The sequence below is a fragment of the Pseudaestuariivita rosea genome, from assembly GCF_017592335.1.
Taxonomy (GTDB): domain Bacteria; phylum Pseudomonadota; class Alphaproteobacteria; order Rhodobacterales; family Rhodobacteraceae; genus Parasulfitobacter; species Parasulfitobacter rosea.
Genome location: NZ_JACNMP010000010.1, coordinates 32,802 through 47,375, shown reverse-complemented (window position 1 = coordinate 47,375; position 14,574 = coordinate 32,802). Strand labels below are relative to the sequence as shown.

Genomic DNA, 14,574 nt, shown 5'->3' with positions numbered 1-14,574 from the left:
AATCTTCACAAATCTCCACTGGTGTACTGCTGCGGATATGATAACATATGTCTAGTTGTATAGTATATGCCAAAGTTGTCGAGATGAAAGATACTGCCGAGACAAAAACAGAGCGCCAGAAATGGATGAGCCTACTGGCTAAGGCGCCAAGCGGGCGTATTTCGACGCTGCTTGACGGCTTTATGGACCGCCCCGACTTTACCTGGCTGCGCCCGCCCGAGATCGGCAGCGTGATGGTTCAGGGCCGCGCGGGGGCGACGGGCAGTCCGTTCAATCTGGGTGAAATGACAGTGACCCGATGCGCGCTTAAGCTGACATCAGGCACAGTGGGGCATGCTTATATTCAAGGCCGCCGCAAAACCGATGCCGAGGCCGCAGCGATTGTGGATGCACTGATGCAGACCGATGCGGCAAACAATGTATCAGAGCAGGTATTGCAACCCTTGCAAGACGAAATGACCAAAACCCGCACCAAACGCGCAGGCAAAGCCGCCGCGACAAAAGTTGATTTCTTCACAATGGTCAGGGGAGAGGACTGATGCAAACCGATGTGCTTGACGGCGGTTTCAGCAACCCACCCATTGATGCTGCTCATGTGTTTCGCGGCGTGATGAACGCCATGGCGCGACCTGGCAAAATTGAAACGATCCAAGGCGTTGTGGCACCGCCCGCACCACTGTCACCTGCGGCAGGGGCGGCTTTGCTGACACTTTGCGACCCTGATACACCCATTCATCTTGCAGGGTCTTTTGACACGACCGATTTGCGGACATGGATTTCATTCCACACCGGCGCACCCTTTGCTGGCCCAAATGATTGCGTCTTTGCTCTAGGCCATTGGGATGATCTGGGACCACTGTCCAGCTATCCAATCGGAACGCCTGCTTACCCGGACAGATCCGCCACGCTTATCGTTGAAACGGACAATCTGACGAATGACGGCCAACGGCTGACGGGGCCCGGCATCAAGGGCGCAGCCAACCTGAAGCTTCCAGAAACTACGGCATTTCAAAAAAATCACGCTCAGTTTCCACTTGGTTTGGATTTCATTTTCACATGCGGCGACCGACTGGCGGCGCTGCCCCGGTCAACGGAGGTGTCGTAAGATGTATGTTGCTGTCAAAGGCGGCGAACGGGCCATCGAAAATGCCCATACCTGGCTGGCCGAAGAACGGCGCGGCGACACGTCTGTCGCTGAATTATCGATTGAACAGATACGCGAACAGCTATCACTTGCCGTCAATCGCGTCATGGCCGAGGGGTCGCTTTACGATCCGGATCTGGCCGCACTGGCGATCAAACAGTCACGCGGTGATCTGATCGAGGCGATTTTCCTGATCCGCGCCTATCGGACCACCCTGCCCCGTTTTGGCAGCTCAAACCCCGTCAACACGGCAGAAATGGCCTGCGACAGACGTATTTCAGCAACCTTCAAGGATGTGCCGGGCGGTCAGCTTTTGGGGCCGACATTCGACTACACCCACCGTCTGCTGGATTTCAAACTGGCCGCCGAGGGCGAAACGGCTGAGGCGCCGAACCGCGATACCGACGCCACGGCGATCCCCCATGTGATCGATTTTCTGAACGCAGAAGGGTTGATCGAGGAAGCGCCACATGATGACACAACACCACCCGATCTGACCCGCGAACCCCTGGAAATGCCCGCGGATCGGCCACTGCGATTGCAGGCCCTGACCCGTGGGGATGAGGGCTTTGTGCTGTCCATGGCCTATTCGACACAGCGCGGATACGCCCGTAACCATGCTTTTGTGGGGGAACTGCGCATCGGGTCCGTCGCGGTTGAGATGGACATCCCAGAACTTGGCTTCGCCATCGAAATAGGCGAAATCACCCTGACCGAATGCGAAACAGTGAACCAGTTCAAGGGCTCAAAAAGCGAACCACCCCAGTTCACGCGCGGCTATGGTCTGGTCTTTGGTCAGACAGAACGCAAAGCTATTTCCATGGCACTGGTCGATCGTGCGTTGCGTTGGGAAGAGCTTGGCGAAGACAACGTCGGCGCCCCTGCACAAGACGCTGAGTTTGTCTTGTACCACGCCGACAACATCCAGGCGACGGGTTTTCTGGAACACATCAAACTGCCCCACTACGTTGATTTTCAGTCCGAGTTGGAACTGGTCCGAAAACTGCGCCGCGAAGCTATGGCCGATAATGTGGCAGAGGCTGCGGAATGACCAAACGACATATCATATTTGATATTGGCGGCGTTCTGGTTGAATGGGAACCGCACCTTGCCTGGTCCGATGATCTGGGCCAGGACGGGGCGCGTGATTTTATTGCGAGAACGAATTTCATGGCGCTGAACAGCCGGGCCGACGGTGGCGAACGTTTTGATCAGTTGGCTGCTGAAGTTCCTAATGCAGACGACCGCGATCTCTTTTCTGAATATGTCAGTCGATATATCCGAACCGTTCCCAATGCGATCATGGGCACCTGGGATTTGCTTGATCAACTAATGGCGGCGGGCCACGGCATCCACGCCATTACGAATTGGTCCGCTGAAACCTGGCCAGAGGGGATAAAAGTTCATCCTCGTCTTGATCAGGTCTTTGAAACGCTGGTCGTTTCTGGTCGTGAGGGGGTCAAGAAACCCGATGCCGCCATTTTTGAACTGCTGTGTGAACGTGCAGATATTACCGCACATGACTGTCTTTTCATTGATGACGGCGCGCATAATGTTGCGGGGGCTAAGGCCGTTGGTATGGACGCCGTTCAGTTCATCGACTCCGCCACACTGGAAAACGATTTTAAAGTAAGGGGCTTGCTATGATGCAGGATACCTACAACTTCGCCTATCTTGACGAACAGACCAAACGCATGATCCGTCGCGCGATCCTAAAAGGACTGGCCATTCCCGGATATCAGGTGCCCTTTGCGTCACGGGAAATGCCGATGCCCTATGGTTGGGGCACGGGTGGGGTTCAGGTATCAGCGGCGGTTCTGACACCGGAAGATCGGTTCAAGGTCATCGATCAGGGTGCGGACGATACAACAAATGCGGTATCCATCCGCAGCTTTTTCGAACGAACGGCGGGTGTCGAGACGACAACTGCCACAGAAGACGCGACAGTGATCCAGACGCGCCACCGCATTCCGGAACAGCCGCTGACCGAAGATCAGATATTGGTCTATCAGGTGCCTATTCCCGAACCCTTGCGCTTTCTGGAACCGCGCGAAAGCGAAACCAGAAAAATGCACAGTCTGGAAGAATACGGTCTGATGCATGTGAAACTATACGAAGATATCAGTCGCCATGGCCACATCGCGACGTCCTATGCCTATCCTGTCCGGGTTGAGGCGCGATATGTCATGGATCCCTCGCCCATTCCAAAGTTCGACAACCCCAAGCTGGACGACAATCCGGCCATCCAGCTTTTCGGCGCGGGCCGCGAACAGCGGATATACGCGCTGCCGCCCTACACGAAAGTCATCAGCCTGGATTTCGACGATCACCCGTTTGATCCATCCAAAGCGGATCAACCCTGCGGCCTTTGCGGATCGAATGAAAGCTATCTGGACGAGATCATCGTGGATGACGCTGGCAACCGGATGTTTGTTTGTTCCGACACTGACTACTGCGAAAAACGGCAGGCAGCCGGGCATAAGGGAAAGTTCGCGGCATGACTCCACTTTTATCCGTTCGTGATGTGGCAAAGCACTATGGTCCGCATATCGGCTGCGCCGACGTTTCCTTTGATCTTTATCCGGGCGAGGTTATGGGCATTGTTGGTGAAAGCGGGTCTGGCAAATCGACCCTGCTGAACTGTCTGGCCGGGCATCTGGCGCCCGATCGTGGTGAGGTTGTCTTTGACACGCGCACTGAGGGCCCACGTGATACAGTGACCATGTCCGAACCCGAACGCCGCATGCTTGGTCGCACGGATTGGGCTTTTGTTCACCAGCATGCACGCGACGGTTTGCGCATGGGTGTCAGCGCAGGTGGCAACGTCGGTGAACGGCTGATGGCCGTCGGTCAACGGCATTACGGCACCATCCGGCAGACGGCCACAGATTGGCTGGGCCGGGTCGAGATTGACCAAAACCGCATCGATGATCGACCCACCACCTTTTCCGGTGGAATGCAACAACGGCTGCAAATTGCGCGTAATCTGGTCACGGGCCCGCGTCTGGTGTTCATGGATGAACCGACCGGTGGTCTTGATGTCAGTGTGCAGGCGCGGCTGCTGGACCTATTGCGCGGGCTAGTGCGCGATATGGGTTTGTCTGCAATTATCGTGACGCATGACCTGGCGGTCGTCAGGCTTTTGGCAGACAGATTGATGGTGATGAAATCGGGTCGCGTGGTGGAACAGGGCCTGACCGATCAGGTTCTTGACGACCCGCAGCATGCCTATTCGCAATTGCTGGTCAGCTCGGTCCTGCAGGTATGAGGCAAGATGATGATTGAACTAAAAAACGTCTCAAAAACATTCACTCTGCACAACCAGAACAGCGCCGTGATCGAAGTGCTTGGCAACGTCAACCTGACGGTCGCCCCTGGTGAATGTGTTGCCCTGACCGGATCGTCGGGTGCCGGAAAATCAACGCTGATGCGCATGATCTATGGAAACTATCTAAGCCAAAGTGGCGTTATCAGCATTGATGGTACCGATCTGGTTCAAGCGGCCCCGCGCGATATCATACGGCTGCGGCGCGAAGTGTTGGGCTACGTCAGCCAGTTTCTGCGTGTGGTGCCGCGGGTACCCACACTGGATGTCGTGGCCCAACCACTGCGATCCCTTGGTGTCCCGGCTGAAACCGCCGAAAATCGCGCGCGCGATCTTCTATCACGCCTGAATATCCTCCCGTCGCTTTGGTCCCTTTCGCCGACTACCTTTTCGGGGGGTGAACAACAGCGTGTGAACATCGCGCGGGGCTTCGCGCACAACTATCCCGCGCTATTGCTGGACGAACCGACCGCCAGTCTTGACCCGACCAATCGCGAAGTCGTTCTAACCCTGATTGAAGAGGCCAAGGCGCGCAAATCAGCAATTATCGGCATTTTTCACGACGAAGCCGCGCGCAGTCGTGTCTGCGATCGCGAAATAGATGTCAGTCGGTTTACACCGGCTCTGGCCGTATGACCGGCGGGCGCCTGATAGCCGTTGTCGGACCCTCCGGGGTTGGCAAAGACAGCATTATCAGCGGGATCGTCGATGCCGCACCTGATATACATCGGGTCAAGCGGGTCATCACGCGCCCATCCGAATTGGGTGGCGAAGACTATACCGCCGTCACTGCGACACAGTTTTCTGATATGGCAGCGCAGGGCCTTTTTTGCCTGCAATGGTCAGCACACGGATTGCAATACGGCATTCCTGCGACAACACTTGAAAGGATTGCAGCCGGTGATACCTGTATCGCAAACCTGTCCCGCGGCGTGCTGATGGATGCAAAATCCGTCTTTCCGAAGCTTTTGGTCCTGAAGATCACCGCCAGCCCAGACATATTGGCCGAACGGTTGGCCGGGCGCGGACGCGAGACCGCCGAACAGATCGCAAATCGCCTGGCACGGTCCGAAAAACCGATACCCGCCGCAGTGGATGTCACGGAAATCAGCAATAATGGGCCACTGGACGAAACCATTGCCGCGGCTCTTGTGGCCATTCAGGCCGAGAGGGTTTAGATTTGAAACCATTAGTCGTGAAATCCACCGCACCGAAGCATCCCCCGCTTCTTGAAGATGAGTATGTGATATGAACTCACCATTTCGCCCCGACCATCCATCTGAGAACCTTGCAACAGCTCGAACAGGATCCGTTTGCTTTGCAAATGCGCAGTTGGTGCTGACCGACCGGGTGATGACGGGTGCGATCACAATCGAAGACGGCAAAATCACCGATCTTATTGAAGGCGGTTCTGTTCCCTTAGGCACGATTGATTGCGAGGGCGATTATATACTACCTGGTCTGGTCGAATTGCACACCGACAACCTGGAACGTCACATCGAACCACGCCCTGATGTCGACTGGCCCCATATGCCAGCCATTCTGGCACATGATCGCGAACTGGCTTCGACCGGCATTACAACGGTTTTCGATGCGCTGCGCGTGGGGTCGATCCATGACAGCAAGGCTCGGTACGATGCATACGCCCGAAAGTTGGCCAATGAACTGATGGATGTCCGCGCGGCGGGCCATCTGCGTATCAGTCACTTCATACATCTGCGTGCCGAAATCTGTTCGGAAACCCTATTGGAGGAGATGGCGGAATTCGGTCCAGAAGATCGCATTGGCATTGTCAGTCTGATGGATCACACGCCCGGCCAACGTCAGTTTCGCGATCTGACCGCGTTAAAAACCTATGTCTCAAAGAAACGCGGCATGTCGGACGCCGAATTCATCGAACACGTCGCCGATCTGAAGGACCTTCAGAAACGCTATGGCGCCCAGCACGAAGCGGGCGCTGTGATCGAGGCCAACCGCTATGGTGCCGTGCTGGCCAGCCATGATGATACAACCGTAGAACAGGTCACCACATCTTACAAAAATGGTGTCGGCTTTGCAGAATTTCCCACCACGCTAGAGGCCGCAGTCGCCTGTCACGAAAAAGGCATCGCCGTGATGATGGGTGCCCCAAACATTATTCGTGGCGGATCACATTCCGGCAACGTCGCCGCGAAAGACCTGGCCCAGGCCGGACTGTTGGACATTATCTCATCGGATTATGTGCCATCGGCGCTTTTGTTGTCAGCATTTCAACTGGCCGATCTTTGGAGCGATTTACCACGGGCGGTTGCTTGTGTGACACAAAACCCTGCCCAAGCTGCCGGTCTTATGGACCGGGGAAACCTGGAAAAAGGGTTGCGTGGGGACGTTATCAGAGTCAAAACCGCAGATCGTTTCCCGGTTTTGCAGGGCGTCTGGAGCCAGGGCGTCAGGGTCGGCTGATCACCAAATGATGCCCCGTTCGGCGATCAGCGTTCGGAAAGCCCCTTCATAACGCTTGGCCAAAACAGGATGGTTGTGCAAACGGCCGTTACCCCCGCCAGAACATAAACCCCGGCCATTCCGATAAACTGCGCGCAAAGCCCCAGTATAAGACTGCCTAGGGCCATCCCGACCTCACCCGTCAGGATATAAAGCGCCATAACGCGTCCGCGCATGTCATCACGCAACTGCAACTGAATCAGTGTCTGAATACCCGCCACGCGAATGATCGCAGCCCCGCCTGCAAGGAAGATCAGTAGGAAGGTCAACCAGGGCAGATTGACACTTGCCCCGGCCGCAAAGAAAGCGCCACCGGCGATACATGCCATCAAAGTGACAGGGCCGGACGTGTTGGTGCGGCCCGCAATGACCAACCCAACCAGAATACCGCCCATCCCATGCAGACCCGTCAATAGGCCAAGTGTCACGGCATCGCCATTCAGAACCTCGGCGTTAAAGCCGGGAAACAGATGCAACAACGGCTTGAACGACAATGCCAGAATAAGCTGAAACAGGATGACAGGCCCAAGAAACCGATCACCGCGCACGTGCTTTAGCGATGCCCACATTTCCTGCAGAATGGCTTTCGGGCCTTTTTGTGCCCGTTTTTTATCAGACCGCCCAAGATTGGCGGGAAACAAGAAAAGAACGCCCAGAAAGGCAATATTGATGATGGTGGTCAGAACGAAAACCGTGGCACTGTCGTTGGCCGCGATCAACACGCCGGCCAGAACCGGTCCTGCGAATGTTGCGCCATTGTGCACGACCGAATTGAACGGGATGGCCAAGGGCACATAGTCTTTCGGCACCACATGCCAAATAATCGCTTTGTTCGGCCCGGCCGCCAGCGATTGCGCGGCACCTATTGCGAAAACCAAAATGCCTAGCAAAAACAGATCCATCGCCCCCAACAGCAGGATCGCGGCCATTGTCGCGTGAATTCCGACGGTGGCAAACTTACTCATTTTCAACATCGCGATGGCAGAATGCCTATCACTTAGCGCACCCCCCAAAAAGGTCAGCAACAGGCCTGGTCCGAACCGTAACAGCCCGATCAGACCCAAAGCTGCAGCTGATCCGGTGATATCCCAGGCAATCCAACCAATGGCCGTGCGTTCCATCCACTGACCCGATGCCGCAACGGCACGCGCCCCGATCAACAGGTTGAATGGATAGATGCGTATCAAACCCGACAATGTGGGTTTGGCGGCGGTCATGAGATGCAGACAGCGATATAGCCGCAATACCCACCCAGCAACAGCGCGCCTTCGGTTCTGCTAAATCGAAAATGGCTCCAGGCAAAGACCAATGCCACGACGGTTGCCAGCAGCATCAGTGGCACATCCATGATGATAAATTCCCGCGAAATCGCGAAAGGCGCGGCCAGCCCTGCCCCCGCAATCACAACCGTTGAATTGAACAGGTTCGATCCCAGCACATTACCAAAGGCCACTTCAGGCGCGCGTTTGAGCGCCGCCGACACGCAGACCGCCAGTTCGGGCAATGACGTGCCGATGGCGACGACAGTCAGCCCGATGATTGCTTCGCTGACACCCATCAAAACAGCCAACCCGGACGCGCCCTTGACAAACAGCCAAGACGCAAACGGCAAAACGACAATACCTGCACCCGTGATCAGGCAGGCCTTTCGCAGTCCATTCTCAATCTCGATCCCGTCATCATCATCTGCATCATCATGCTTTTGGCGCCAGATCAGGAAAACCACCAGAACCGCCAGAATACCGACTGCCATGATGCGATTGACAAAACCCAAGGCAATCACCAGCGCCAAGAGACATGTCGCCGCCACCATGGCCCCGCCATCAATCAGGATCGACTTTCTGTCACAGACAAAGGGCAGCAAGACAGCCGTCAGACCTAGGATCAGCGCCAGATTGGCAATATTCGACCCCACAACATTGCCAATAGCAATGGACGATTTATCGGCCAGAACCGCCTGGATTGACACGAAAAGCTCAGGCGCCGAGGTGCCAAAACCCACTATGACAATCGACACCAGCATGGTCGAAACACGCATCCTCAGCGCCAGATCCCTGGCTCCGTCAATCAGCCAGTCCCCGCCGTAAAACAAAAGCGTTCCACCTGCGATAAGCATCAGAATATCAAACATAAGCTGGCCGTTCGTTTGTTACGCCACGCGATATTCGTTCAGATTTTCATAAAGCGGCTCCATCCCCAGACCGGGCACATCCGGGGGCGAAACGGTGCCATCTTCGTTGATCTCTGGGGTGTGTTTAAAAATCTTGCCCCACATCGGATCGAACTCTTTCGGATAATACTCAAGCAGGATCGCATTTTCACAGGCCGCATTCAGATGCACGTGCACCTCTTGCTGACCATGCGGCGCAATCGCGATGTTGTGCGCTTGGGCATAGGCCGCGATTTTCATGAATTCCGTGATACCACCGCAAATCTTGGCATCCGGATTGATGATTTCAGCGCCGCGAGACTGGATCAGATCGCGAAACCCGAATTTGGTGTATTCATTTTCGCCCGTCGCCACGGGAATTGATGTCTTGGCTGACAATCTGCGAAATCCGTCATAATCATCTGGCTCCATCGGCTCTTCGAACCAGAAGACGTCATGTTCCTCCATCCGTCTGGCAATATCCATCGCCTGATAAGGCAGATAGGCGCAGTTTGCATCGACCAGCAGTTTGACATCAGGACCGATTGCATCGCGGGCGGCTTTGACACGGGCGACATCTTCTTTGATGGGTACAGCGCCGATCTTCATCTTGACCGCGCGGGCGCCCATTTTGACATAGCTTTCCATTTCATCGGCCAGTTCTTTCAACCCTTTTCCATCGGCATAATATCCGCCAGCCACATATGTTTCGCACCGGTCGCGAAACTGGCCCAGCAAAACGGACAAAGGCATATTCGCGGCCTTTGCCTTGATATCCCAAAGGGCGATGTCGATGGCACTGATCGCGCGAGTGGTCATGCCGCGACGCCCGATGCGTTTGGGTGACCACATATCGCGCCACAGGGCCTCGTGATGCAAAGGATTGCGCCCGATCAGCATAGGCACGAAATGTTCCAGCGTGGCGCGCACCACACTGCGGGTTGCCGCCTGACCGATGCCGGTGATCCCCTGATCCGTTTCGATTGAAATCAGCGTCATACCCTGTGTTGTGTATGTGTGTTTACCATTCGACAAAGGGCGAGGACGCGGCCATTTGAACGTTTCAATCTTGACGTCTGTGATTTTCATACGTGTCTCTTTTTCAGTGGTGTGGGATCGGTGATTTTACTTAAGCATTGCTTGGCCTGCTTCAGGAACTCGGCCGTCAGTGTGACGCCCCAGCCCGACCCGGTCGGGACGGTCAGATGCCCTTCGACAGGTTCAGGCAAAGGCTGATAGATGGACTTGGCCCAAGGTCGATTGTCGGTAATTCTGTATTCCTGCGGTTGCCACAAAGCGGAATGCACTGCCGCCAGATGCAGGGTAAATACCTGAACCAACGACTGCTGCGCGCAATGGGGTGTGCAAGGAATTTTATGCGCTTCAGCCAGATCGGCGATGGCTAGGGCGCGACTGAAGCCGCCACCATTGCAAATATCCGGCTGCACGATATCAACAACGCCCTCAGTGATCACATGTGTGAATGTTTCAAGACGATGATCAACCTCACCCCCCGCTATGGGCATCGCAAGCGCCTGATTGACCCGACGGGTTGCGGTCAGATCGGTATGGGGGCACGGTTCTTCCAGAAAGACATAGTCAAGATCCTGCATCCGACGCCCCAGACCAATCGCCACATCGGGGCCGAAAGCGCCGTTACCATCCGCCCGCAGCCCAATATCGGGCAAGGCCGAGCGTACGGCATCAACCAAAACCTTGGCCCGTTTCAGGCCATTGGGGTCATCGTCACCCATGCGCGTGCCGATCTTGAATTTGACATGTTGCAAACCGAATTGCCCGATCGCGCTTTTCAAAGCGGCGATTTCCTGGTCAACCGTTGTCTGACGACGCATGGAAGATCCGTATACCGGTACGCGGTCGCGCATCTGCGAACCGATCAGCCCGTGCACGGGAACACCTTCAGCCTTGGCGCGTAAATCCCATAAAGCGGTATCCATGCCCGCAAGCGCCCGCGCAAAGAAGGGTCCTATGAATTTATAGTGCTTGGTTTCACAGCTTTTCAGCAGATCAGCATGTTGGTCGATCTGCGCCCCCAGAAAATCTGGTGCGATCAGTTTGTGAAGGACATCTGCCACAATGGGGCCGTGAAAGGCGCCGGTTTGGCCGATGCCCTCCAACCCGTCATTCGTCCGCATGACCACGACGTTAATGTCAGGCAGCGTCAGCGTTTCTATCTCGGCGATGCGGGACACCAAACTATAACACACCTTTCAACGCCAGTTCGTCGGCGCGATGACAGGATACCGTGCGACCGCTGCCGGTTTCAGCAAGCTCGGGAACCTCTTTTTTGCAGATGTCCCTGGCATAGGCGCAGCGGGGGTGGAACGGGCAACCGGATGGTGGATTGGCCGGGTCCGCCACATCGCCGGGCAACTGCACCCGATGCTGTTTTCCGCGCAGCTTCGGATGCGGGATCGGAATGGCGGAAAACAGGGCCTCGGTATAGGGATGCAGCGGGCGGCGAAACAGATCTTCTGCCCGGGCAAATTCGACCAGGCGACCGACGTACATCACCGCAATCCGGTCCGCGATATGTTCCACCACAGACAGATCATGGCTTACAAACAGATAAGTCAGATCCAGTTCATCCTGCAGATCCTGCAACAGATTAAGCGTCTGCGCCCGAACCGATACATCCAGCGCCGAAACGGCCTCGTCCGCGACAACAATATGCGGATTGGTGACAAGGGCACGTGCAATCACGATCCGCTGGCGTTCCCCGCCGGAAAAGGCGTGGGGGTAACGCTCCATATATTCGGGGCGCAGACCCACCTTTCGCATGATGTCGGCCACGCGATCCTTGGCTTCGACACCTTCAGCGATTTTATTGGCCCGAAGCGGTTCTGAAATGATGTCGACCACGGGCAGCCGGGGGTTAAGCGACGTGAACGGATCCTGGAAGATCATCCGCAGATCGGGACGATATTTCTGCATTTCATTATTATTAAGGCCAGCCAGATCAACAACGTTATCGCTGCCTCTTGGATTGTAATGAATATGCCCGGCCGTTGGTTCATAGGCGCGCAGGATCGTGCGACCCAAGGTGGACTTGCCACAACCACTTTCACCGACCAGAGCCACCGTTTCACCCTGTTGCACGGTCATGCTGACACCATCGACCGCCTTGACCGTGCCGACACGGCGCCGCATTAGGCCCTTGATTAGCGGGAAATGCATCTTCAGGTCTTCGACCTGAAGCACCGTTTTTGTCTTGGAGTCGTCAAACATGCGCACGCCCTCCGATCGTTTCACTCGGGCGCATCGCACCTTCGGGCTTTTTGTCAAAATGATGCGTGTAGCCATTCTGATAGGCCAGACACCGGGTGTGGTGGTGCGGGCCGGTTTGGATCAGGTCCGGCTCAACCGCGTCGCACGCCCCTTTAATGGCCATCGGACACCGGGTGTTGAAGGTGCATCCTAATGGACGGTTCAAGGGGTGCGGGATCATCCCGCGGATCGCTGTCAACCGCTGCCCGCGGGTTTTGCCAAGCTCCGGGATCGAGCCCAGCAAAGCGCGACTATAGGGATGTTGCGCGTGATCAAACAGCGTAAAGACATCGGTCTGCTCAACGGCGCGGCCCAGATACATCACGGCGACTTCATCGGCGACTTCGGCCACAACGCCCAGATCGTGGGTGATCAAGATCATCGAGGTATGGTGTTCGGCCTGCAGTTCCTTCATCAACTCAAGAATGTTGGCCTGTGTCGTCACGTCCAACGCAGTCGTCGGTTCGTCCGCAATCAGCAGATCGGCGTTGCACGACAGCGCCATGGCGATCACCACGCGCTGCCGCATGCCACCGGACATCTGAAACGGATAAGCGGCCATGCGTTCAGTCGGTTTCGGAATGCCAACACGATCCAGCATCCGGACCGCCTGCGCCTCGGCCTCTTTTTTCGTCACGGGCTGGTGCAACCGGATCATTTCGACGATCTGATTGCCGATCGTATGGACCGGCGACAGCGACGTCATGGGTTCCTGGAAGATCATCGCGACCCGTGCGCCCCGGATGGCCCGCATTTCAGCGCTTTTCGGATCAAGGGCCGCGATATCAACGGACCCGCCATTGCGGTCATAAAGGTTGATACTGCCGCCCACGATCTTGCCCGGTTTCGGCACAAGGTTCATCACAGACCATGCTGTGATCGACTTGCCGCAACCACTTTCACCGACCACGGCCAGTGTCTCGCCCCGGTTGACGGTCATACTGACGCCGTCGACCGCCTTGATCAGACCTTCGCGTGCACCAAAGTGCGTTTGCAGGTCACGGATTTCCAGAACTGGTGTCTTGGTCATAATGCGCCTTTAATGATGGGAATAAGGATCGGCAGCATCACGCATACCATCGCCAAGGAAATTCAGTGTCAGCACGGCGAACACAACGGCCAGACCGGGTATCATCAACCATGGCGCCGTCGCCACCGCGTTGATATTCTGTGCCTCTTTCAAAAGAACACCCCACGACACAATCGGTGGCTGCAAACCGATCCCAAGGAAACTCAACGCGGTTTCAGACAGGATCATGTCGGGAATAGCCAGCGTGGTTTGCGCGATAATATGGCTAAGGAAACTGGGGACCAGATGCCTGGTGATGATCTTGTTGGTCCTCAATCCATCCAGGCGGGCAGCAATCACAAAGTCATCCCCCTTCATCGAGATGACCTTGCCCCGCACTTCACGGGCCAATCCCGTCCAACCAATCAAGGAAATCAGAACAGTGATGGCGAAATAGACATAAAGAGGCTCCCACGTGAGTGGGATCGCAGCGGCAAGGCCCATCCAAAGTGGAATGGTCGGGATCGATTTCAGAAACTCGATGATCCGCTGGATCGCATTATCAATCCAGCCTCCGAAATAACCAGATATTCCGCCTAGAATAATGCCAAGAACCAGACTGATGGCCACACCGACCAGGCCGATAGACATTGATACGCGCGCCCCATGGATCACACGGCTAAGCATATCACGACCCAATCGGTCCGCCCCCCACAGATAGAAGGGATCCCGCGGATTGAGCGGACCGATCAGGTGCCGATCCCAAGGGATCAGACCCCACATCTTGTATTCGTCACCTTTGACAAAAAGACCAATTGGAATGATCTTTTCCTCATCCGTCACAAAGGTTCGCCGCAGGGTGAATTGGTCAATCTCGACCTGGTAACCCTTAACATGCGGCAGCCACTGGCCGTCATGAAACAAGTCCACATTCTGAGGCGGCGCATAGGTATAGCGCGTGTGATGGTCATTGGGATCCATCGGCGACAGGAATTCTGCAAATATCCCAACAAGATAGATGAATAACACACAGATGCCCGCGATCACCGCAACCTTGTGACGTTTGAACCGCCACCACATCAGTTGCCATTGACCAGCCACATCCTCGGCACGGACATCGTCGTCGTAAACCTGAATCTCGGCGTTGGTTTTTACGTATGCGCTTGCGTCAGCCATTA

16 protein-coding genes are annotated in these 14,574 nt (G+C 55.7%); 9 read left to right on the top strand and 7 right to left on the bottom strand.

Going from position 1 to position 14,574, the window contains the following annotated elements; all coding sequences use genetic code 11:
- Nucleotides 1-83: 83 nt before the first annotated feature.
- From phnG to H7848_RS08795, 9 genes are all read left to right on the top strand, one after another.
- Nucleotides 84-539 carry a phosphonate C-P lyase system protein PhnG gene (gene phnG / locus H7848_RS08835; protein ID WP_208350457.1) on the top strand — a complete coding sequence of 152 codons (456 nt, stop codon included), beginning with the start codon at nt 84-86 and terminating at the stop codon, nt 537-539.
- A complete protein-coding gene (gene phnH / locus H7848_RS08830) occupies nt 539-1,105 on the top strand; it encodes a phosphonate C-P lyase system protein PhnH (RefSeq protein ID WP_208350286.1) in 567 nt (188 codons plus the stop codon). Before phnG ends, phnH begins: the two co-directional genes overlap by 1 nt.
- 1 nt (nt 1,106) lies before the next feature.
- Nucleotides 1,107-2,195: a carbon-phosphorus lyase complex subunit gene (locus tag H7848_RS08825; protein ID WP_208350284.1), complete on the top strand. Its 1,089-nt coding sequence runs from the start codon at nt 1,107-1,109 to the stop codon at nt 2,193-2,195.
- Nucleotides 2,192-2,791 (top strand): HAD family hydrolase, encoded by a 600-nt coding sequence (locus H7848_RS08820; protein WP_208350282.1) that lies wholly within the window; start codon nt 2,192-2,194, stop codon nt 2,789-2,791. The genes H7848_RS08825 and H7848_RS08820 overlap by 4 nt, the downstream gene beginning before the upstream one ends.
- A complete protein-coding gene (locus tag H7848_RS08815; RefSeq protein WP_419555505.1) occupies nt 2,788-3,645 on the top strand; it encodes an alpha-D-ribose 1-methylphosphonate 5-phosphate C-P-lyase PhnJ in 858 nt (285 codons plus the stop codon). Before H7848_RS08820 ends, H7848_RS08815 begins: the two co-directional genes overlap by 4 nt.
- A complete protein-coding gene (gene phnK / locus H7848_RS08810; protein ID WP_208350280.1) occupies nt 3,642-4,412 on the top strand; it encodes a phosphonate C-P lyase system protein PhnK in 771 nt (256 codons plus the stop codon). The genes H7848_RS08815 and phnK overlap by 4 nt, the downstream gene beginning before the upstream one ends.
- 9 nt (nt 4,413-4,421) lie before the next feature.
- Entirely contained in the window at nt 4,422-5,105 is a 684-nt protein-coding gene (phnL, locus tag H7848_RS08805; protein WP_208350278.1) for a phosphonate C-P lyase system protein PhnL, read from the top strand.
- On the top strand, nt 5,102-5,647 hold the full coding sequence (gene phnN / locus H7848_RS08800; RefSeq protein WP_208350275.1) for a phosphonate metabolism protein/1,5-bisphosphokinase (PRPP-forming) PhnN: 546 nt from the start codon (nt 5,102-5,104) through the stop codon (nt 5,645-5,647). The genes phnL and phnN overlap by 4 nt, the downstream gene beginning before the upstream one ends.
- A gap of 70 nt (nt 5,648-5,717) precedes the next feature.
- Entirely contained in the window at nt 5,718-6,911 is a 1,194-nt protein-coding gene (locus H7848_RS08795) for an alpha-D-ribose 1-methylphosphonate 5-triphosphate diphosphatase (protein WP_208350273.1), read from the top strand.
- Between the two features lie 26 nt (nt 6,912-6,937).
- On the opposite strand, the gene H7848_RS08790 is transcribed toward H7848_RS08795, so the two are convergent.
- From H7848_RS08790 to H7848_RS08760, 7 genes are read right to left on the bottom strand one after another with little or no spacing between them, the layout of a single operon-like run.
- Nucleotides 6,938-8,167 (bottom strand): MFS transporter, encoded by a 1,230-nt coding sequence (locus tag H7848_RS08790; RefSeq protein WP_208350270.1) that lies wholly within the window; start codon nt 8,165-8,167, stop codon nt 6,938-6,940.
- Complete coding sequence (locus H7848_RS08785) at nt 8,164-9,081, bottom strand: calcium/sodium antiporter (protein ID WP_208350267.1); 918 nt, start codon at nt 9,079-9,081, stop codon at nt 8,164-8,166. Before H7848_RS08785 ends, H7848_RS08790 begins: the two co-directional genes overlap by 4 nt.
- Nucleotides 9,082-9,099: 18 nt before the next feature.
- Complete coding sequence (locus H7848_RS08780) at nt 9,100-10,188, bottom strand: mandelate racemase/muconate lactonizing enzyme family protein (protein WP_208350261.1); 1,089 nt, start codon at nt 10,186-10,188, stop codon at nt 9,100-9,102.
- The gene (locus H7848_RS08775) at nt 10,185-11,327 is read right to left on the bottom strand and encodes a mandelate racemase/muconate lactonizing enzyme family protein (RefSeq protein ID WP_208350258.1); all 1,143 of its coding nucleotides are present in this window, start codon (nt 11,325-11,327) and stop codon (nt 10,185-10,187) included. The genes H7848_RS08780 and H7848_RS08775 overlap by 4 nt, the downstream gene beginning before the upstream one ends.
- Nucleotides 11,317-12,348 (bottom strand): ABC transporter ATP-binding protein, encoded by a 1,032-nt coding sequence (locus H7848_RS08770; protein WP_208350256.1) that lies wholly within the window; start codon nt 12,346-12,348, stop codon nt 11,317-11,319. Before H7848_RS08770 ends, H7848_RS08775 begins: the two co-directional genes overlap by 11 nt.
- Entirely contained in the window at nt 12,341-13,417 is a 1,077-nt protein-coding gene (locus H7848_RS08765) for an ABC transporter ATP-binding protein (RefSeq protein WP_208350252.1), read from the bottom strand. The genes H7848_RS08770 and H7848_RS08765 overlap by 8 nt, the downstream gene beginning before the upstream one ends.
- 9 nt (nt 13,418-13,426) lie before the next feature.
- The gene (locus tag H7848_RS08760; protein WP_208350250.1) at nt 13,427-14,572 is read right to left on the bottom strand and encodes an ABC transporter permease; all 1,146 of its coding nucleotides are present in this window, start codon (nt 14,570-14,572) and stop codon (nt 13,427-13,429) included.
- Nucleotides 14,573-14,574 lie beyond the last annotated feature (2 nt).

Bases quoted from the DNA above. Each gene is read 5' to 3' on its own strand.
- phnN (WP_208350275.1), top strand. From the start codon at position 5,102: ATGACCGGCGGGCGCCTGATAGCCGTTGTCGGACCCTCCGGGGTTGGC.
- phnG (WP_208350457.1), top strand. From the start codon at position 84: ATGAAAGATACTGCCGAGACAAAAACAGAGCGCCAGAAATGGATGAGC.
- phnK (WP_208350280.1), top strand. From the start codon at position 3,642: ATGACTCCACTTTTATCCGTTCGTGATGTGGCAAAGCACTATGGTCCG.
- H7848_RS08790 (WP_208350270.1), bottom strand. From the start codon at position 8,167: ATGACCGCCGCCAAACCCACATTGTCGGGTTTGATACGCATCTATCCA.
- H7848_RS08760 (WP_208350250.1), bottom strand. From the start codon at position 14,572: ATGGCTGACGCAAGCGCATACGTAAAAACCAACGCCGAGATTCAGGTT.
- H7848_RS08815 (WP_419555505.1), top strand. From the start codon at position 2,788: ATGATGCAGGATACCTACAACTTCGCCTATCTTGACGAACAGACCAAA.
- phnL (WP_208350278.1), top strand. From the start codon at position 4,422: ATGATTGAACTAAAAAACGTCTCAAAAACATTCACTCTGCACAACCAG.
- H7848_RS08785 (WP_208350267.1), bottom strand. From the start codon at position 9,081: ATGTTTGATATTCTGATGCTTATCGCAGGTGGAACGCTTTTGTTTTAC.
- phnH (WP_208350286.1), top strand. From the start codon at position 539: ATGCAAACCGATGTGCTTGACGGCGGTTTCAGCAACCCACCCATTGAT.
- H7848_RS08780 (WP_208350261.1), bottom strand. From the start codon at position 10,188: ATGAAAATCACAGACGTCAAGATTGAAACGTTCAAATGGCCGCGTCCT.
- H7848_RS08825 (WP_208350284.1), top strand. From the start codon at position 1,107: ATGTATGTTGCTGTCAAAGGCGGCGAACGGGCCATCGAAAATGCCCAT.
- H7848_RS08820 (WP_208350282.1), top strand. From the start codon at position 2,192: ATGACCAAACGACATATCATATTTGATATTGGCGGCGTTCTGGTTGAA.
- H7848_RS08795 (WP_208350273.1), top strand. From the start codon at position 5,718: ATGAACTCACCATTTCGCCCCGACCATCCATCTGAGAACCTTGCAACA.
- H7848_RS08765 (WP_208350252.1), bottom strand. From the start codon at position 13,417: ATGACCAAGACACCAGTTCTGGAAATCCGTGACCTGCAAACGCACTTT.
- H7848_RS08770 (WP_208350256.1), bottom strand. From the start codon at position 12,348: ATGTTTGACGACTCCAAGACAAAAACGGTGCTTCAGGTCGAAGACCTG.